Source organism: Promicromonospora sp. NPDC090134, from assembly GCF_044746965.1.
Lineage (GTDB): Bacteria > Actinomycetota > Actinomycetes > Actinomycetales > Cellulomonadaceae > Promicromonospora.
In genome coordinates this window covers 110,687-127,360 of the sequence record NZ_JBIVCZ010000014.1, presented here as the reverse complement: position 1 = coordinate 127,360, position 16,674 = coordinate 110,687, and the positions used below count along the sequence as shown (strand labels likewise).

The window sequence follows — 16,674 nt, the reverse complement described above, 5'->3', positions numbered from 1 at the left end:
GGAGAGTAGGACGCCGCCGGACAACCATTCCTGGAAGGGGGTGGGAGCAGGGTCGCAACAGCGACCCGCTCCCACCCCCTTCCTGCATTTCCGGGACGGTACGGCCGGCCGTCCGGTACTCAGGCAAGTTGCGGGCCGCACAGCGGCCGCGGCTATCGTGGCGGTGTGAACGCAGACACGACCCGCACTGCCGCGGGCTCCACCAGCACCCAGCCCGCAAGCAGCGCCGACGCGGCGTGGCGTCGTGACCACTTCGTCTCGCTGCTGCGTTTCGCCGAGGCCTCCATCCGCGCGGACGGCGCCGCGTGCTGGCTCGACGACGAGGGCCGCCCGGACGCCTCCCACCCCGTCGAGACGTGGATCACGGCGCGCATGGCGCACAGCTTCGCCGTCGGGCACCTGCTGGGTGTGAGCGGGGCGGAGGAGTACGCCGCGCGTGCGCTCTCGGGGCTTCGTGAGGTGCTGGCCGACGCAGAGTTCGGCGGGTGGCTGGCCGCCCGCGGCGAGGGTGACGAGCTCGTCGGTACCAAGGAGGCGTACGCGCACGCGTTCGTGGTGCTCGCGGCCTCGACCGGCAAGGTCGCCGGTATCGCCGGTGCGTCCGAGCTGCTCACCGAGGCCCTCGCCGTGCTCGACGCGCGGTTCTGGGAGCCCGAGCGGAACCTGCACCTGGACGAGCGGTCGCGCGACTGGGCCTCGACGTCGGAGTACCGGGGCGTGAACGCGAACATGCACTCCGTCGAGGCGCTGCTCGCGGCCCACGCCGCGACCGGGGACGCGCTGTGGCTGGAGCGGGCGTCGGCGATCGGCGACCAGGTCGTGGCCTGGGCCGAGGCCAACGACTGGCGGATCCCCGAGCACTTCGACGCGGACTGGAACCCGCTACTCGAGTACAACGCGGACCGGCCCCGCGACCAGTTCAAGCCGTACGGCGCCACGCCGGGGCACGGGCTCGAGTGGGCCCGCCTGCTGTTGCAGATCGACGCCGAGGCGGGCACGCCCGGACGCAGGACCGCGGCCGCCGCCGCGCTCTTCGACCGTGCTGTGACGGACGGCTGGGACGGCGAGGGCGGGGGCGGCTTCGTCTACACGACGGACTGGGCCGGCACGCCCGTCGAGCCCCGGCGCTTCCACTGGGTCGCGGCCGAGGGCGCCGCCACGGCGAACGTGCTGGCGCGCGTCACCGGGGACGCGCGGTACGCCGAGCTCGAGCGCGAGTGGTGGGCCTGGATCCGCGAGCACCTCGTCGACGCCGAGCACGGGTCGTGGCACCACGAGCTCGACACCGAGAACCGTCCGTCCGGGCTCACCTGGGTGGGCAAGCCCGACGTCTACCACGCCGCCCAGGCGGTGATCCTGCCGGAGCTCCCGCTCACGGGGTCGTTCGCGGCGTCGGCCCAGAAGGCGGGCCAGATCCTGGCCTGACGGAGGCCCGCGGGCAGGGGTGCTTCCACGGCGTCGTGCGTGCCGGCGCCGCGGGCGGGAGACAATGGAGCCATGAGGATCTCCGCACGAGCCGACTACGCCGTCCGTGCCGCCGCCGAGCTGGCGGCTGCCGACCACGACGGGCCCGTCCGCGCCGAGGCCCTGGCCCGGGCGCAGGACATCCCCCACCGCTTCCTGGAGGGGATCCTGAGCGACCTGCGTCGCGACGGGCTCGTCACCAGCCACCGTGGCGCCGGCGGCGGGTACCGTCTCGCCCGGCCCGCGGACTCGATCACGATCGCCGATGTCGTGCGTGCCGTGGACGGGCCGCTCGTCTTCGTCCGCGGCAACCGGCCGTCCGACCTGGAGTTCCAGGGGGCGGCCGCGCCGCTCCTGCACGTGTGGGTGGCGCTGCGGGCCAACGTGCGCGCCGTGCTGGAGGCGGTGTCCCTCGCGGACCTGGTGGGCGGCACGCTGCCGGAGGACATCCGCGCTCTGACCGAGGGCGACTCGGCCTGGTCGAACTCCTGACCCTGACCGGACGTTGACGTCCGGCCGCACTCGGTCCGGCCGAACTCCGAGAGATCGCGGGGCTTTCACCCGGCCTTCTCATGCGCACTTATCCGATCTCTGAGATGCTTGTTGTTTCCGACCGGGTTAGGTGGTTACCTTGACGCGGGCCCGACTTTGCCATGGCCCTGTGTCGCATCCCCCGGACCTGGAAGGTCACGACCATGAGAACCCTGATCCTGCTGGCGCTCGTCGGCCTCGGCGCGCAGCTGGTGGACGGCAGTCTGGGCATGGCCTACGGCGTCACCTCCACCACGCTGTTGCTGGCCATCGGCACCAACCCCGCCGCAGCGTCGGCGACCGTGCACCTCGCGGAGATCGGCACGACCCTCGCTTCCGGCGCCTCCCACTGGCGTTTCGGCAACGTGGACTGGAAGGTCGTCGCCAAGATCGGCATCCCCGGCGCGATCGGCGCCTTTGCCGGTGCCACGTTCCTCTCGTCGCTGTCGACGGAGGTCGCCGGACCGGTCATGTCGGTGATCCTGCTCCTGCTGGGCCTCTACGTGCTGCTGCGCTTCACGGTGCAGGGCCTGCCGACCCGCTCGGACAAGCCGCTGCGCAAGAGGTTCCTCGGTCCGCTCGGCCTCGTGGCCGGATTCTTCGACGCCACCGGCGGCGGCGGCTGGGGCCCGGTCGGCACGCCTGCCATCCTCGCGAGCGGGCGCCTCGAGCCGCGCAAGGTGATCGGCTCGATCGACACGAGCGAGTTCCTGGTGGCCGTCGCCGCCAGCGCCGGCTTCTTCGTCGGCCTCAGCGGCGAGGGCATCGACTTCACCTGGGTGCTCGCCCTGCTCATCGGTGGTCTGATCGCGGCGCCGATCGCGGCCTGGCTGGTGCGCCTGGTGCCGCCGCGCATCCTGGGCTCGCTGGTGGGTGGCGTCATCGTGCTCACCAACTCGCGCACGCTGCTCAACAGCGACTGGATCGCCGCCTCCGACCCGGTGAAGATCCCGATCTACGTGGTGATCTGGCTGGCCTGGGCCGCCGCCGTCGTCTGGTCCGTGCGGGCGCACCGCAAGGCCCTGGCCGAGGAGGCCGCCGTGAGCGAGAAGCCGGAGGCCGATAGCGTGTCGGCATGACGTCCGACCAGGTAGCGGTGATCACCGTCTCCGACCGCTGTGCCCGTGGCGAGGCCGAGGACCGGTCCGGCCCCACGGCGGCGCGGATCCTGCGTACGGCGGGGTTCACCGACCTGGTCACCCATCTGGTTCCCGACGGCGTCGAGCCGGTCCGCGATGTGCTGCGGACCGCGCTCGACGCCGGCGCTCGTCTGGTGGTGACCACCGGGGGCACGGGGATCACGCCCCGCGACCTCACGCCCGAGGGCACGCGCGAGGTGCTGGACTACGAGGTCCCGGGCGTCGCCGAGGCCGTGCGACAGCGAGGCACCGCCGCGGGCATCCCGACCGCCGCGCTCTCGCGGGGGCTGGTCGGCGTGGCACGTGCGACGGCCGGGACGCGAGCGCTCGTGGTGAACCTGCCCGGCTCGTCCGGGGGCGTGCGGGACGGCCTCGACGTGGTGCTCGCCCTCTGGCCGCACGTCCGCTCCCAGCTCGAGGGCGGCGACCACCCGGCTCCGGTGCCGGGGTAGCAGGACTGTCGGCCCGGGTGGCCGGTGTCAGCCGCCCGCGAAGGGCGGGAGCACGTCGACCGTGACGCCGTCCGGCACGGTCGCCTCGTCCGCCGTGGCCCGGGCGCCCGCGACCAGCAGCGCGCACTTCGGCAGCACGGCACCCAGGGCCGGGTGGGCGGAGGCGAGGGCGCCGCGGAGGGCGGCGACCGACGTCGGACCGTCGAGCTGTTCGGTGGGGCGCCCCGCGGCCTCCCGGGCGCCGGCGAAGTAGCGGACCGTGATCACTCGGCACGCACCCAGTCGCCCGACTTGCCGCCCGTCTTGCGCTCCAGCCGGACGTCCGCGAGCGTGACCGACTTGTCCAGGCCCTTCACCATGTCGATCACGGCGAGGCCGGCGACCGCTACGGCGGTGAGCGCCTCCATCTCGACGCCGGTGCGGTCGGCCGTCCGGACGGTCGCGGTGACGACGACGCCGTCGTCGGTCACCTCCAGGTCCACCGCCGCACCGTGCACGCCGATCACGTGGGCCAGCGGCAGCAGGTCGGGCGTCTTCTTGGCCGCGGCGATGCCCGCGATGCGCGCCACCGCGAGCACGTCGCCCTTGGGCACGGCGCCGTCGCGCAGCGCCTGGATCACGGCAGGGGTGCAGCGGACCAGGCCGGAGGCCGTGGCCGAGCGGACGGTCGGCTGCTTGGCGGTGACGTCGACCATGCGGGCCTGGCCGCGGTCATCGAGGTGCGTGAAGCTCACGGCACCAGGGTGTCATGCCCTCACACGGCGCTGCGCCGCGCGGCGATCCGCACCGCGGCGCGGTGGGCACCCTTCGCGGCGAGGCGCTTGGCGAAGACCGCGGTCCCGGCGGCGACGGCCGCGAACACGGTCGCCTGCAGCAGGTCCAGCTCCGGGTCGTCGGGCTTGTTGGGCGCGTCGTTACCCGTCACGCCCTTCCAGATCATGCTGACCGCCTTCTGGGCGACCCAGCCGGCCGCGATCGTCAGGGCGAGAGTGCCGACCTTCTCGCCGAGTGTCTGTTCCGTCTCAATCTGGGCCATCTCCACACCGTAGTCCTCGGCAGCCGACTAGGCTGCATGGAAACGACAGGGGAGCGCCCCGATGGCGCTGAGAGTGCGGAGAGCCGCAGACCCTTGAACCTGATCCGGGTAACACCGGCGGAGGAAGTCGGAGGAATGATGTCGCGTCTTTCCGGTGCCCACGGGGGCACCATCCCTACCGTCGCGGTCGCGCTGTCGGCGGCGCTGCTGCTCGCCGGGTGCTCCGGCGGCTCCGGTTCCGGCGACGACGCGTCCGGCGCCGGCGACCCGGGGACCGTGACGCTGGTGACCCACGACTCCTGGGCGCTCGACGAGAAGCTGATCGACCAGTTCGAGCAGGAGTCCGGCACGACGGTCGAGGTCAGCGCCGCGGGTGACGCCGGCACGCTGGTGAACCAGCTCGTGCTCACCAAGGACGCCCCGCTCGGGGACGCGGTGTTCGGCATCGACAACACGTTCGCCTCCCGCGCGCTGGAGGCCGGCGTGGTCGAGGAGTACACGTCCGCGGACCTGCCCGAGGGCGCCGAGCAGCTCGGCGGCGCGCTCACGCCCGTCGACCAGGGCGACGTCTGCGTCAACGCCGACGAGGCGTGGTTCGAGGAGTCCGGCCTGGAGGTGCCGACGACGCTGGAGGACCTCGCCGACCCGCAGTACAAGGACCTGCTCGTGGTGACCAACCCGGCGACGTCGTCCCCGGGGCTCGCGTTCCTGCTGGCGACGATCGGGGCGTTCGGCGAGGACGGGTTCGAGGACTACTGGGCCTCGCTCGTCGACAACGGCGTCAAGGTCGCTGACTCGTGGGAGGACGCGTACTACGTCGACTTCTCCGGGGCGGGCGAGGGCGGCGAACGGCCGCTCGCGCTGTCCTACGCGACGTCGCCGGCGTTCACGGTGAGCGAGGACGGCTCGGAGTCGACCACGAGCGCGCTGCTGGAGACCTGCTTCCGGCAGGTCGAGTACGCGGGTGTGCTCGCGGGCTCCGACAACCCGGAGGGCGCCCGGGCGCTGGTGGACTTCCTGCTCACTCACGACGTCCAGGCCGCCCTGCCCGAGTCGATGTACATGTACCCGGCCGACGCGGCCGTGGAGCTGCCCGCCGACTGGCAGAAGTTCGCGCCCCAGGCCGACGCCCCGTTCGAGGTGGACCCGGCCGACGTGAGCGAGCACCGCGACGAGTGGATCGAACGGTGGACCGCGACGGTCGTGGGCTGAGCCGGAGGCGCAGCGCAGGGTGGGGGCCGAGGAACGAGGCACCCGCCCGGAGTGGAGCCGCAGGCTCAGCCCACCAAGGGCGGAGTTTGATGAGGCACGGCCTGCGGCCCGCACCCCTGCTCTGGGGGGCGGCGGTCGCCGTCCCCCTCGGCTTCCTCGCGGTCTTCTTCGCGTGGCCGGTGGCGGCGCTCGTGGTCCGCGGGTTCGTGCCCGACGGCGCGCTCGACCTCACCGGGTTCGTCGAGGTGCTCACCCGCCCGCGCACGTGGCGGCTCGTGGGGCTCACCCTCACCCAGGCCGTGCTCGGCACGGCGTTCTCCGTGCTGCTGGGCCTGCCGCTCGCCTACCTGCTGTACCGGCGGTCGTTCCCCGGGCGCAGCCTGGCGCGCGGGCTGGTGACCGTGCCGTTCGTGCTGCCCGCCGTGGTGGTCGGCGTCGCGTTCCGCGCGCTGTTCGCGCCGAGCGGCACGCTCGGGTTCCTCGGGCTGGAGGAGTCGCTCGCCGGGATCGTCGTCGCGCTCGTCTTCTTCAACGTGTCCGTGGTGGTGCGCACCGTCGGCGGGCTCTGGGAGCGGCTCGACCCCCGAGCCGAGGAGGCCGCGGCCTCGCTGGGTGCGGCACCGGCCCGGGTCTTCCGGACCGTCACGCTGCCGTCGCTCGCGCCCGCGATCACGTCGGCGGCGTCGGTGGTGTTCCTGTTCTGCGCCACGGCGTTCGGGGTGGTGCTGGTGCTCGGCGGCGTGCGGTACGGCACCATCGAGACCGAGATCTGGACCCGCACGACCCAGTTCCTGGACCTGCGCTCGGCCTCGGTGCTGTCGATCCTGCAGCTCGTCGTCATCTCCGCGGCCCTGGCCGTGTCCGCACGCGCCCGACGGCGGCGCGAGGCCGCCCTGCACCTCGTCTCCGCGCGGCGTTCGGCACGCCCGCTGTCCTGGCGGTCGCCCGCCGACGTGGGCGCGGTGCTCGCGGGCACCGCGATCGTCGCCGGGCTCATCGCGGTGCCGCTCGCCGGGCTCGTCGTCCGCTCGTTCCGGGAGCCGGACGGGTCGTGGGGCCCGGGGAACTACCTGGCGCTCGGCACCACCGGCGAGCGGAACGCACTCGTCGTCACCGTGTGGGAGGCCACCGCGACGTCGCTGCGGATCGCGCTGACCGCCACCCTGATCGCCCTGGTCGTGGGTGGTCTCGTGGCGCTCGTCGTGTCCCGGCGGCCCCGTTCCGTGGGCGCGCGCCGGGCCATCGGCACGCTCGACGGCCTGTTCATGCTGCCGCTGGGCGTCTCCGCCGTGACCGTCGGGTTCGGCTTTCTCATCACCATGGACCAGCCCGTGCTCGGCGTGGACCTGCGCACCTCCGGGCTGCTCGTGCCGGTGGCGCAGGCCGTCGTGGCCGTGCCGCTCGTCGTCCGCACCGTGCTGCCCGTGCTCCGGGCGATCGACCCGCGCCTGCGCGAGGTTGCCTCGGTGCTCGGCTCCGGACCGGGTCGCGTGCTGCGCACCGTGGACCTGCCGATCGCACTGCGGTCGGTCGGGCTGGCCACCGGGTTCGCGTTCGCGGTGTCGCTCGGCGAGTTCGGCGCGACGTCGTTCCTCGCCCGGCCCGACGGCGCCACGCTGCCGGTCGTGATCTACCGCCTCATCGGACGGCCCGGGGCGGAGAACTACGGAATGGCGCTCGCGGCGTCCGTGGTGCTCGCCGCGCTGACCGCGACCGTGATGATGGTGGCGGAGCGACTGCGCGACGACCGCGCGGGAGGAGAGTTCTGATGACGGGGCTGGAGATCCGGGACGTCTCGGTCCGGTACGGGACCGGTGCGGCCGGCGTGACGGCGGTGGACGGCGTCTCGCTGACCGTGGCGCCCGGCGAGGTGCTGGCGCTGCTCGGACCGAGCGGGTGCGGCAAGTCCTCTCTGCTCCGCGCCGTGGCGGGACTGGAGCCGCTGGCGGGCGGCCAGGTGCTGTACGACGGCGCCGACGTCGGCCGGCTGCCGGTGCACCGGCGCCGGTTCGGGCTGATGTTCCAGGACGGCCAGCTCTTTCCGCACCGGGACGTGCGGCGCAACGTGGCCTACGGGCTGGAGACCCTGCCGCTCACCCGTCAGGAGCGGGACGCGCGGGTCGCCGAGCTGCTGGAGCTCGTGGGGCTGGCCGGGTACGAGCAACGGGCGGTCCCCACGCTGTCCGGCGGGGAGCAGCAGCGGGTCGCGCTCGCGCGCGCCCTGGCGCCGCGGCCACGGCTGCTGCTGCTCGACGAGCCGCTGTCCGCGCTCGACCGGCAGCTTCGCGAACGCCTGGCGGGCGAGGTGCGGGCCGCGCTCGTCGAGACCGGGACCACCGCCGTGTTCGTGACGCACGACCACGCCGAGGCCTCGGCGGTGGCCGACCGGGTCGGGGTCATGGACCGGGGCCGTCTGCTCCAGGTGGCCGCTCCCGAGGAGCTGCGCACCGCGCCGGCGTCGGACCGGGTGGCGGAGTTCCTGGGGCTGCGCGCCTAGGCCGCGCCGGCCTGCTGGACGAGCAGCGCCACCTGGGTGCGGTTCTCCACGCCCAGCTTCACCAGCACGCTCGAGACGTGCGCCTTCACGGTCGGGACGCTGAGGTAGAGCCGCCGTCCGATCTCCGCGTTGGACGAGCCGCGCCCGATCTCGACGGCGACGTCGCGCTCCCGGCTCGTGAGCCGGTCGAGGGCGCTCCGGGCGTCCCGCGACTCGCCGCCCCCGGCGGCGACCGTCTCCATCAGGCGGCGGGCGATGTCCGGCGCGAGCACGGGTTCGCCGTCGGCCGCGGCGCGCACCGCCGCGGCGATCCGGGCCGGCGGCATGTCCTTGAGCAGGTAGCCGGCGGCCCCGGCGCGCAGCGCGCCCACCACCTCGGTGTCGGTGTCGAAGGTCGTGAGCACGACGACGGCCGGCGGCGAGGGCCGGCCCCGCACCCGGCGGGTGGCCTCGATCCCGTCGACGCCGGGCATGCGCAGGTCCATGAGCACGACGTCGGCCGGGTGGGCGTCGAGCACCTCCGCCACGTCCCCGCCGTCGGCGGCCTCGCCGACCACGCGGATGCCCTCGGCGCCGTCGAGCATGAGGCGCAGGCCCGCACGGACCAGGGCGTCGTCGTCGACGATCACGAGGCGGGTCTCCATCAGGCCCACGGTATCCGCGCCTCCAGGACGAAACCAGCAGGTGAGCGGCCCGCGTCGAGCGTGCCGTCCAGCAGCTCCACGCGTTCGCGCAGGCCGACCAGGCCGGTGCCGGGCTCGACGTCGGCGGCGCGTGCGGGGCCGTCGTCGGCCACGACCACCCGGACCTCGTCCGCGCGCGTGGTCACCGCGACCCGGACGGCCGCGCCCGGCGCGTGCCGGCGGGCGTTCGTCAGGCCCTCCTGGACCACGCGGTAGGCGGCGATGGCGACCGCGGGCGACGGTTCGGCGTCGCCGGGCCCGGCGGACGTCCGCTCGTCGGACTGGTCGAGCACGACAGCAGCGCCCACGGAGCGGGCCGCGTCCACGAGCCCGGGGATGTCGCGGAGCGTGGGCGGCGGGGCCAGCCGGTCCGACCCGCCGCGCAGCAGGCGGACGAGCCGGCGCAGGTCCTCCAGGGCCTCGGCGGCGCCGGTGCGCACCCGCCCGGCCGCCGCCGCGAGCTGCTCCGGGGGAGCGTCGGGCCGGTACTCGACGGCGCCCGCCGTCGCGGCGAGCAGGGACAGGCGGTGCCCCAGCGCGTCGTGCATCTCGGCGGCGATGCGGTTGCGCTCCCCGGACCGGGCGGTCTCCAGCGCCTGCTCGCGGTCGGCCTCGGCGCGGCGGGCGCGGGCCCGCAGGTCGGCGAGGAGCTGGGCGCGCGCCTGCAGGTAGGCGCCCCAGCCGAGGAGCGCGGCGTGGACGGCGACGTCGCACAGGAGCCACCAGCCCAGGGGGAACGACGGCGGCCGCCACAGGCCCTGCGCCGCGTGCGCCACCGCGCTCGCCGCCGCCACGAGGACCGCGGTGCGCAGCGGCGACCACCGGGCGATCAGCAGCACCCCGGACGTCGCGGCCGGCGTCGCGCCCGGCGAGAGCGCCGACAGCGCGGCCAGCGTGAGCGCCACGGGCACCGACCGGCGGGCCCACATCAGGGGCAGCAGCGCCAGCGACACGACCGCGACCACCAGGTCCAGGATGTCCAGGGGCAGCGCGGTGCCGCCGCTCGCCTGCCGGCTCAGCACGGTCGCGAGGGTCAGGACCCCGAGCAGCACCATGGCGAGTACCGCGGAACGCCGCGGGGGACGGGTGCGCACGGTGTCGTCGGGCGGGCAGTCCCGCGGGTCACCAGCTGTCATGCCGGTGACACTACGCACGGCGCCCCGGGGTCGGACACCGACCAAGGTCGGGGGTGCCGCTACCGAAGGGTGACCCGGCTCGGTACCCCGGACGGATGTCCCGGCCGCAGTCGCGCCAGGAGGCTGTGACCAGGCGCGACGGACGCGCCGAGAAGGAGAAGGACTCATGGCCGAGAACTCGGTGACCCGTAGCCCGTGGCCCGCCTGGGCAGTGCCGCTCACCGCCGCCGTCGCCGCCGTGGCGGTCTGGCTCGTCGGGGCAGCGCTCGGCGTGGACCCGCAGGCGCAGGCGGGGGCGAGCACCCAGCCCGTGACCGTCGTCGCGGCGGCCGTCGCCGCGCTCGTGGCCGGCTTCGCCGGCTGGGGCGGGCGGGCGGTCGTCGCGCGCCTCACCAAGGGCGGCGGCGAGGTGGTGTGGCTCGTGCTCTGCGGCGTGGCCCTGCTCGTGTCCCTCACCGGCGCTGCCGGCGGCACCACGCCGGCGACGGTCGCGCTCCTGGTGGTCGAGCACCTGGTGGTGGGCGCCGTCATCGCGCTGGGCCTGCGCAGGGCCTAGTAGTCGTTCCCCTGTTCGAGCACGTCGCGGTGCCGGAGGCCCCACTCGCCCAGGGGACGCAGCGCCGCGATCAGCTCGGCGCCGGCCGGGGTCGCGGTGTACAGGATCTGCACGGGCATGGTCGGCACCACCTCGCGCGCGATGAACCCCTGGCGCTCCAGCTCGCGCAGGCGCTGCGTCAGCAGCCGGTCGGAGATCCCGTGGACGGCGCGGCGGTACTCGACGAAGCGCCGTGCGCCCGCGACCGCGGCGAACAGGATGGCGCCGGACCAGCGGCGTCCCGCCAGCTCGACGGTGCGCTGGAAGAGGGTGCACGCGTCCGCGTCCACCGGGCCGGTCGCGGAGGCCGGGGACGCTGGTCTGGTCGCTGCTGAGGTCACTTACCCATAGTGAGTTGCTAACCCGGTCCTTGGCAAGCCCCGGCGGGTACCGGACCATTCAGGGGGCGCCCGGACCGGGCGCCCTTTCCCGCCGGTTCCGCCCGGCCATCGTCCCCGGAGGACCCGTGTTCGTCGCTTCTGTCATCGTCTCGTCACTCCTGATCCTGGCCACCGCGTTCAGCGGGTACGGCAAGCTGACGGGCAACCCGCAGGTCGTCGAGCCGCTCACCGCCAAGCTCGGAGTGCCCAGGCGGTTCATCCCCGTGCTCGGCTCCCTGCTCGTGGCCGGCGCGCTCGGCACCCTCGCCGGGATCTGGTGGGCGCCGATCGGCATCGCGGCCACCGGATGCTTCGTCCTCTACTTCCTCGGCGCGGTCGTCACGCACGTCCGGGCGAAGGACTGGGCCGGAGTGGGCCCGACTGGTGCCCTGCTGCTGCTCTCGGCGGCGGCCCTGACGCTGCGCCTGCTCTCGCTCTGACCGCCCGGCGGCTCTGACAACCGCGCGGACCCGCCGGCCGGCGGGCCCGGCCGGGCGGATACCGTGCCTCCATGGCTATCGACGAGACTCCCGCCCGACCCGACACCGGCGCCCTGATCGAGGACCTGCGGACCCTGGTCGAGTGCGAGTCGCCGTCGGAGGACCCGGCCGCGCTGGCCCGGTCCGCCGACCTGGTGGCCCGGCTCGGCACGGCGCACCTGGGCGTGGAGCCCGAACGGCTCGGCATCCACCTGCGGTGGCGGCTCGGCGGCCCGACGCGCGTGCTGGTGCTCGCGCACCACGACACGGTGTGGCCGCTGGGCTCGCTGCGCACGCACCCGTTCGGCGTCGCGGACGGCGTGCTGCGCGGCCCTGGCAGCTTCGACATGAAGACCGGCCTGGCCATGGCGCTGCACGTGCTTGGCTCCCTGGGGGACCGCACCGGCGTCACGCTGCTGGTGACGGGCGACGAGGAGCTGGGTTCACCGTCGTCCCGGGCGCTCATCGAGGACGAGGCGCGCGGGGCGGCGGCGGCGCTGGTCCTGGAGGCCTCGGCGGACGGCGGCGCGCTCAAGGTGGAGCGCAAGGGCACCTCGATCTACGAGGTGCTGGTCAAGGGCCGGGCGGCGCACGCCGGGCTGGAGCCCGAGAAGGGCGTGAACGCTGTGGTCGAGCTGGCGCACCAGGTGCTCGCGGTCGCCGCGCTGGGCGACCCGGAGCTCGGGACCACCGTGGTGCCGACGGTCGCCGCGGCGGGCACCACGCGCAACACCGTGCCGGCCGAGGCGTCGTTCGCGGTGGACGTCCGGGCCCGCACGGTCGCCGAGCAGGAGCGGGTCGACGCCGCCTTGCGGGCGCTGGCGCCCGTGCTGCCCGGCGCCGCGCTCGAGATCGAGGGCGGGATCAACCGGCCGCCGCTGGAGCGCGCGCTGTCCGTCGACCTGTTCGCCCGGGCCTCCCGGCTGGCCCGGGAGGCGGACCTGCCGGAGCTCACCGACGTTGCCGTGGGCGGGGCGTCCGACGGCAACTTCACGGCGGGCGTGGGCACGCCCACCCTCGACGGGCTCGGCGCCGTGGGCGGGGGCGCGCACGCCGACGACGAGCACGTGCTCGTGGACCGGATCGCCGACCGCACGGCGCTGCTCCGCGCGCTGATCGTGGACCTCGTCGGGGCGTGACGCCCCGTGTCAGACGTACAGGTCACTCCGGTGACCTGTACGTCTGACACGTCAGGACTGGTTCGGGGGGCGGAAGCCCGTCGCGCCCCACGGCGACGCCGGCGGCTGCGGCAGCCGCGCGACGAACGCGGCCCGCGCCTGCTGCATGACCCACACGAGGTACTGCCGCTGCTGCTCCAGGCCGTGCGGGTCCAGGTCGCGCTGGGCACCGGCCCGCTGGTGCAGCAGCGCGAGCTCGGTCGCGGCCTGCTGGTAGTCGGTCATGGCTCGCTCGGCCGGGCGGCCGCCCGCCGACCGGGCCCAGCGCCGGGCCGCGCGGCGACCCGGCAGGCTGGACAGCATGCGCAGGTCGTCGGGGGTGATGATGCCGACCGGCCCGTACAGCGGCAGGTAGTGCTCGATGAGCTGGACGATCCGACGCCGGTCGCGGGCCAGGATCACGATCAGCACGATCAGCACCACGAGCCCCACGAGGTACGCCCCCGCGAGGCCGACCACGCCGAACTTCGTTGAGCCGTTCCACAGGCTGTGGAGGACGATCGCGCCCAGCAGCCCGTACAGCGGTGCCGTGCGGCGCAGCCGGCCCGGTCCGGCCAGGGCCGCGACCGCGACGCCGATCCCCGTCATCGCCGTGCACAGCGGGTGCAGCAGCGGCGAGACCACGGCTCGCAGCACGAACACGTAACCGAGCTGGTCGGAGTCGAGGGCGTCGATGAAGTACTGGACGTTCTCCGTCGCGGCGAAGCCGAGCCCCACCATCGCGGCGTAGATGACGCCGTCGGTGGCACCGTTCAGCTCCTGCCGCCGCCACCACAGCATGCCGAACAGGACGGCGCCCTTGAGCAGCTCCTCGACCACGGGCGCGCCGAACGTCGCGACGAGGTACCAGCCATCCTCCTCGCCCGTGAGCTCGGTCTCGGTGAGCAGCGACAGCCCGAGCGTGTTCAGGATGCTCGCGAACAGCGCCGCCACGCCCGCGCCCCACAGGAACGCGAAGATCAGGGCGTTCGGCGGTTCGGGCTCCAGGCGGTCCAGCGCGAGCACCAGCGGCAGCCACACCGCGACGGGCAGCAGCGCGAGCAGCAGCCCGACGACGAACGACGCCCCGCCCGTGACTGCGTCGAACGCGAGGATCACGAGGAGGCAGACGGACGCGAAGACGATCCCGACGATCACTCCGACAGGGGCACGCCCGGGGGCGCGACCCTGGAGGATCGCACTGGGATCGATGGCCATGCCATGGGACCCTACCGACTCGCTCCCCGTCACGGCGGGCGAACGGCCGCCCCGCGCACGACTACGCTGGCGCACGTGCCCCAACGTGTCGCGCTCGAGCTCGCTGTCCAGGACCCGGCCGGGGCGGTGATCGCTGCCGACGTCGGTGCCCGGCGCGTCGAGCTCTGCTCCGCGCTCGGCGCCACCGGGGGCATCACGCCCAGCGCCGCGCTGATCGAGGCGGTGATCGACGCCGCGGCGGTGGTCCCGTCGTCGGACAGCGCGCCGATCCTGGAGGTGCACGTCCTGGTCCGGCCCCGGCCGGGCGGGTTCGTCTACTCGGCCGCCGAGCACGACCTGATGCTCCGCGAGGTCGTCCTGTCGGTCGACGCCGGCGCGGACGGCGTCGTGCTGGGCGCGCTGACGCCGTCGGGCACCGTGGACGTGGCGCGGATGCGCAGCCTGGTGGCCGCCGCCGACGACGCCGAGGTGACGTTCCACCGGGCGATCGACGTGGTCGCGGACCCGATCGCGGCCCTCGACACGCTGTCCGAGCTGGGCGTCGCGCGCGTCCTGACCTCCGGCGGCGCGGCCCGTGCGGCCGACGGCCTGGACCGCCTCGCCGCCCTGGTCGAGCGCAGCGCCGAGCTCGGCATCGAGATCATGGCCGGGGGCGGCGTCACCGCCGCGGACGTCCCGGCCCTGCTCGGGGTGGGCGTGGACGCCGTCCACCTGTCCGCCAGGCGGACCGTGACCGACGCCGGCGGCCCCGGCGGCGGGGGCGACGCCGGCTACGAGGTGACGGATCAGACACTGGCCGAGGCTGCGGCCAGGGCTCTCCGCACTACGGTTGAGTCATGACCTCAGAGCCGGCCCGTGTGCCTGTCGACGCCACCACCACCAACGCCTGGGGCTCGCTCACCGAGCTCTCCAAGAACCTCCGGCCCGACCTGCGCGGCTGGTTCGCCCAAGACCCGGCGCGCGCCGGGCGCCTGAGCCACCAGGCTGCCGACCTGCACGTCGACCTGTCGAAGAACCTGGTCACGGACGACGTGCTCGCGGCGCTCCTCGCCCTGGCCGAGGAGGTGGGCCTCGCGGAGCACCGCGACGCCATGTTCTCCGGGCAGCACATCAACGTCACCGAGGACCGCGCCGTGCTGCACACCGCGCTGCGCCGCCCGTCGGACGAGGCACTGACCGTGGACGGCCAGGACGTCACCGCCGACGTGGCCGACGAGCTCACCAAGGTCTACGCGTTCGCCGAGAAGGTCCGCTCCGGGGAGTGGACCGGTGTCACCGGCGAGGCCGTGCGCACCATCGTGAACATCGGCATCGGCGGCTCCGACCTCGGCCCCGTCATGGCGTACGAGGCCCTGGAGCCCTACGTCCAGGACGGCCTGGAGGTCCGGTTCGTCTCGAACATCGACCCCACCGACGTCGCCCAGAAGACCGCTGACCTGGACCCGACGACCACACTGTTCATCGTCGCCTCCAAGACCTTCGGCACGCTGGAGACCCTCACCAACGCGCGGCTCGCGCGCGACTGGCTGTGGCGCTCGCTCGTCGCCGCGGGGGCCATCGAGGACTCCGAGGACGGGCGCGCCGACGCCGTCGCGAAGCACTTCGTCGCGGTGTCCACCGCCCTGGACAAGGTCGCGGCGTTCGGCATCGACCCCGCCAACGCGTTCGGGTTCTGGGACTGGGTGGGCGGCCGCTACTCCGTGGACTCGGCCATCGGCACCTCGCTCGCCGTCGCGATCGGGCCCGACGCGTTCGCCGACTTCCTCGGCGGCTTCCACGCCATGGACGAGCACTTCCGCACCACGCCGTTCGAGCGCAACGTGCCCGCCCTGATGGGCCTGCTCAACGTCTGGTACGTGAACTTCCGCGACGCGCACACGCACGCCGTCCTGCCCTACGCGCAGCAGCTCCACCGGTTCCCGGCGTACCTGCAGCAGCTCACCATGGAGTCCAACGGCAAGTCCGTGCGCTGGGACGGCACGCCCGTCACCTCCGAGACCGGTGAGGTCTTCTGGGGCGAGCCCGGCACCAACGGCCAGCACGCGTTCTACCAGCTCATCCACCAGGGCACGCGGCTCATCCCGGCCGACTTCATCGCCGTGGCCAACCCCGCCTACCCGCTGGCCGACGCCGTGGGCGACGGCGGCGCCGTCGCCGCCGGGGCCGACGTGCACGGCCTGTTCCTCGCGAACTTCTTCGCGCAGACCAAGGCGCTCGCGTTCGGCAAGACGGCGGACGAGGTGCGGGCCGAGGGCGTCGCGGAGGACCTGGTCTCGGCGAAGGTGTTCAGCGGCAACCGGCCCACGACGTCCATCCTGGCGCCCGCTCTGACCCCGTCCGTGCTGGGGCAGCTCGTCGCGCTCTACGAGCACATCACGTTCGTGCAGGGCGTCGTGTGGGGCATCGACTCGTTCGACCAGTGGGGCGTCGAGCTCGGCAAGAAGCTCGCGCTGGAGATCGCCCCGGCGGTCGCCGGCGACGAGGCCGCGCTCGCGGCGCAGGACCCGTCGACGGCGGCGCTGATCGCGAAGTACCGCGAGCTGCGCGCCTGACGCCGGCGGCCTGGCTCTCGGGGAAACCTGTACGCCCGGAGGGAGGTAACGGAGAGATAGCACTGCTAGCTCAGCGTTACCTCCCTCCGGGCGTACAGGTTTCCCCGAGGGCACCTCGGTGCGTGGGTTAGAGGATTCTCATC

At 74.1% G+C, this 16,674-nt stretch carries 19 protein-coding genes and 1 riboswitch; of the genes, 12 read left to right on the top strand and 7 right to left on the bottom strand.

Translation table 11 applies throughout. The features are described from left to right. Nucleotides 1-165 precede the first annotated feature (165 nt). From ACIPN7_RS27860 to ACIPN7_RS27845, 4 genes are all read left to right on the top strand, one after another. Nucleotides 166-1,425 carry an AGE family epimerase/isomerase gene (locus tag ACIPN7_RS27860; RefSeq protein ID WP_400550125.1) on the top strand — a complete coding sequence of 420 codons (1,260 nt, stop codon included), beginning with the start codon at nucleotides 166-168 and terminating at the stop codon, nucleotides 1,423-1,425. Nucleotides 1,426-1,497: 72 nt separating this feature from the next. Continuing rightward, a complete protein-coding gene (locus tag ACIPN7_RS27855) occupies nucleotides 1,498-1,956 on the top strand; it encodes an RrF2 family transcriptional regulator (protein ID WP_400550123.1) in 459 nt (152 codons plus the stop codon). A 203-nt stretch (nucleotides 1,957-2,159) separates the two neighbouring features. Next, entirely contained in the window at nucleotides 2,160-3,074 is a 915-nt protein-coding gene (locus ACIPN7_RS27850) for a sulfite exporter TauE/SafE family protein (RefSeq protein WP_400550121.1), read from the top strand. After that, nucleotides 3,071-3,586 (top strand): molybdenum cofactor biosynthesis protein B, encoded by a 516-nt coding sequence (locus tag ACIPN7_RS27845; protein ID WP_400550119.1) that lies wholly within the window; start codon nucleotides 3,071-3,073, stop codon nucleotides 3,584-3,586. Before ACIPN7_RS27850 ends, ACIPN7_RS27845 begins: the two co-directional genes overlap by 4 nt. A gap of 27 nt (nucleotides 3,587-3,613) precedes the next feature. Here the strand turns inward: ACIPN7_RS27845 and ACIPN7_RS27840 are convergent, their stop codons facing one another. The 3 genes from ACIPN7_RS27840 to ACIPN7_RS27830 are packed head-to-tail and all read right to left on the bottom strand — an operon-like array spanning nucleotide 3,614 to nucleotide 4,622. After that, nucleotides 3,614-3,853: a MoaD/ThiS family protein gene (locus ACIPN7_RS27840; protein ID WP_400550117.1), complete on the bottom strand. Its 240-nt coding sequence runs from the start codon at nucleotides 3,851-3,853 to the stop codon at nucleotides 3,614-3,616. After that, a complete protein-coding gene (gene moaC / locus ACIPN7_RS27835; protein WP_400550115.1) occupies nucleotides 3,850-4,320 on the bottom strand; it encodes a cyclic pyranopterin monophosphate synthase MoaC in 471 nt (156 codons plus the stop codon). The genes ACIPN7_RS27840 and moaC overlap by 4 nt, the downstream gene beginning before the upstream one ends. Before the next feature lie 20 nt (nucleotides 4,321-4,340). Further along, a complete protein-coding gene (locus tag ACIPN7_RS27830) occupies nucleotides 4,341-4,622 on the bottom strand; it encodes a DUF4235 domain-containing protein (RefSeq protein WP_400550113.1) in 282 nt (93 codons plus the stop codon). Nucleotides 4,623-4,659: 37 nt separating this feature from the next. Beyond that, nucleotides 4,660-4,765, top strand: a riboswitch (TPP riboswitch). Between ACIPN7_RS27830 and ACIPN7_RS27825 the strand changes: the two genes are divergently transcribed. The 3 genes from ACIPN7_RS27825 (at nucleotide 4,761) to ACIPN7_RS27815 (ending at nucleotide 8,331) form a co-directional block, all read left to right on the top strand. Further along, a complete protein-coding gene (locus ACIPN7_RS27825) occupies nucleotides 4,761-5,834 on the top strand; it encodes a thiamine ABC transporter substrate binding subunit (protein WP_400550111.1) in 1,074 nt (357 codons plus the stop codon). (Overlaps the previous riboswitch by 5 nt.) 89 nt (nucleotides 5,835-5,923) lie before the next feature. Continuing rightward, a complete protein-coding gene (locus tag ACIPN7_RS27820) occupies nucleotides 5,924-7,603 on the top strand; it encodes an ABC transporter permease (RefSeq protein ID WP_400550109.1) in 1,680 nt (559 codons plus the stop codon). After that, nucleotides 7,603-8,331, top strand: a complete 729-nt coding sequence (locus tag ACIPN7_RS27815; protein ID WP_400550107.1) for an ABC transporter ATP-binding protein — start codon at nucleotides 7,603-7,605, stop codon at nucleotides 8,329-8,331. The genes ACIPN7_RS27820 and ACIPN7_RS27815 overlap by 1 nt, the downstream gene beginning before the upstream one ends. On the opposite strand, the gene ACIPN7_RS27810 is transcribed toward ACIPN7_RS27815, so the two are convergent. Both ACIPN7_RS27810 and ACIPN7_RS27805 read right to left on the bottom strand, forming a co-directional pair. Then, on the bottom strand, nucleotides 8,328-8,975 hold the full coding sequence (locus tag ACIPN7_RS27810) for a response regulator (protein WP_400550105.1): 648 nt from the start codon (nucleotides 8,973-8,975) through the stop codon (nucleotides 8,328-8,330). The genes ACIPN7_RS27815 and ACIPN7_RS27810 overlap by 4 nt on opposite strands. Next, complete coding sequence (locus tag ACIPN7_RS27805) at nucleotides 8,975-10,150, bottom strand: sensor histidine kinase (protein WP_400550103.1); 1,176 nt, start codon at nucleotides 10,148-10,150, stop codon at nucleotides 8,975-8,977. The genes ACIPN7_RS27810 and ACIPN7_RS27805 overlap by 1 nt, the downstream gene beginning before the upstream one ends. 166 nt (nucleotides 10,151-10,316) lie before the next feature. Between ACIPN7_RS27805 and ACIPN7_RS27800 the strand changes: the two genes are divergently transcribed. After that, nucleotides 10,317-10,706 (top strand): DUF6069 family protein, encoded by a 390-nt coding sequence (locus ACIPN7_RS27800; RefSeq protein ID WP_400550101.1) that lies wholly within the window; start codon nucleotides 10,317-10,319, stop codon nucleotides 10,704-10,706. On the opposite strand, the gene ACIPN7_RS27795 is transcribed toward ACIPN7_RS27800, so the two are convergent. Continuing rightward, the gene (locus ACIPN7_RS27795; RefSeq protein ID WP_400550099.1) at nucleotides 10,703-11,086 is read right to left on the bottom strand and encodes a winged helix-turn-helix transcriptional regulator; all 384 of its coding nucleotides are present in this window, start codon (nucleotides 11,084-11,086) and stop codon (nucleotides 10,703-10,705) included. The two genes, ACIPN7_RS27800 and ACIPN7_RS27795, sit on opposite strands and share 4 nt — an antisense overlap. A gap of 125 nt (nucleotides 11,087-11,211) precedes the next feature. Here ACIPN7_RS27795 and ACIPN7_RS27790 point away from each other — a divergent pair, with 125 nt between their 5' ends. Continuing rightward, nucleotides 11,212-11,565, top strand: coding sequence for a DoxX family protein (locus ACIPN7_RS27790; protein WP_400550097.1), 354 nt, complete (start codon nucleotides 11,212-11,214; stop codon nucleotides 11,563-11,565). A gap of 71 nt (nucleotides 11,566-11,636) precedes the next feature. Continuing rightward, on the top strand, nucleotides 11,637-12,743 hold the full coding sequence (locus tag ACIPN7_RS27785; protein ID WP_400550095.1) for a M20 family metallopeptidase: 1,107 nt from the start codon (nucleotides 11,637-11,639) through the stop codon (nucleotides 12,741-12,743). A gap of 51 nt (nucleotides 12,744-12,794) precedes the next feature. Here ACIPN7_RS27785 and ACIPN7_RS27780 read toward each other — a convergent pair whose 3' ends face one another. Beyond that, nucleotides 12,795-13,979 (bottom strand): PrsW family intramembrane metalloprotease, encoded by a 1,185-nt coding sequence (locus ACIPN7_RS27780; protein WP_400550093.1) that lies wholly within the window; start codon nucleotides 13,977-13,979, stop codon nucleotides 12,795-12,797. A 75-nt stretch (nucleotides 13,980-14,054) separates the two neighbouring features. On the opposite strand from ACIPN7_RS27780, the gene ACIPN7_RS27775 reads away from it, so the two are divergent. Next, complete coding sequence (locus tag ACIPN7_RS27775) at nucleotides 14,055-14,819, top strand: copper homeostasis protein CutC (RefSeq protein WP_400550091.1); 765 nt, start codon at nucleotides 14,055-14,057, stop codon at nucleotides 14,817-14,819. Beyond that, nucleotides 14,816-16,531, top strand: coding sequence for a glucose-6-phosphate isomerase (gene pgi / locus ACIPN7_RS27770; RefSeq protein WP_400550089.1), 1,716 nt, complete (start codon nucleotides 14,816-14,818; stop codon nucleotides 16,529-16,531). The genes ACIPN7_RS27775 and pgi overlap by 4 nt, the downstream gene beginning before the upstream one ends. Nucleotides 16,532-16,674: the final 143 nt, after the last annotated feature.

Excerpts from the sequence above, each read along its gene's own strand:
- ACIPN7_RS27855 (WP_400550123.1), top strand. The coding sequence starts at position 1,498 with ATGAGGATCTCCGCACGAGCCGACTACGCCGTCCGTGCCGCCGCCGAG.
- ACIPN7_RS27825 (WP_400550111.1), top strand. The coding sequence starts at position 4,761 with ATGTCGCGTCTTTCCGGTGCCCACGGGGGCACCATCCCTACCGTCGCG.
- ACIPN7_RS27785 (WP_400550095.1), top strand. The coding sequence starts at position 11,637 with ATGGCTATCGACGAGACTCCCGCCCGACCCGACACCGGCGCCCTGATC.
- ACIPN7_RS27810 (WP_400550105.1), bottom strand. The coding sequence starts at position 8,975 with ATGGAGACCCGCCTCGTGATCGTCGACGACGACGCCCTGGTCCGTGCG.
- ACIPN7_RS27780 (WP_400550093.1), bottom strand. The coding sequence starts at position 13,979 with ATGGCCATCGATCCCAGTGCGATCCTCCAGGGTCGCGCCCCCGGGCGT.
- ACIPN7_RS27800 (WP_400550101.1), top strand. The coding sequence starts at position 10,317 with ATGGCCGAGAACTCGGTGACCCGTAGCCCGTGGCCCGCCTGGGCAGTG.
- pgi (WP_400550089.1), top strand. The coding sequence starts at position 14,816 with ATGACCTCAGAGCCGGCCCGTGTGCCTGTCGACGCCACCACCACCAAC.
- ACIPN7_RS27805 (WP_400550103.1), bottom strand. The coding sequence starts at position 10,150 with ATGACAGCTGGTGACCCGCGGGACTGCCCGCCCGACGACACCGTGCGC.
- ACIPN7_RS27815 (WP_400550107.1), top strand. The coding sequence starts at position 7,603 with ATGACGGGGCTGGAGATCCGGGACGTCTCGGTCCGGTACGGGACCGGT.
- ACIPN7_RS27850 (WP_400550121.1), top strand. The coding sequence starts at position 2,160 with ATGAGAACCCTGATCCTGCTGGCGCTCGTCGGCCTCGGCGCGCAGCTG.
- ACIPN7_RS27845 (WP_400550119.1), top strand. The coding sequence starts at position 3,071 with ATGACGTCCGACCAGGTAGCGGTGATCACCGTCTCCGACCGCTGTGCC.
- ACIPN7_RS27820 (WP_400550109.1), top strand. The coding sequence starts at position 5,924 with ATGAGGCACGGCCTGCGGCCCGCACCCCTGCTCTGGGGGGCGGCGGTC.
- ACIPN7_RS27830 (WP_400550113.1), bottom strand. The coding sequence starts at position 4,622 with ATGGCCCAGATTGAGACGGAACAGACACTCGGCGAGAAGGTCGGCACT.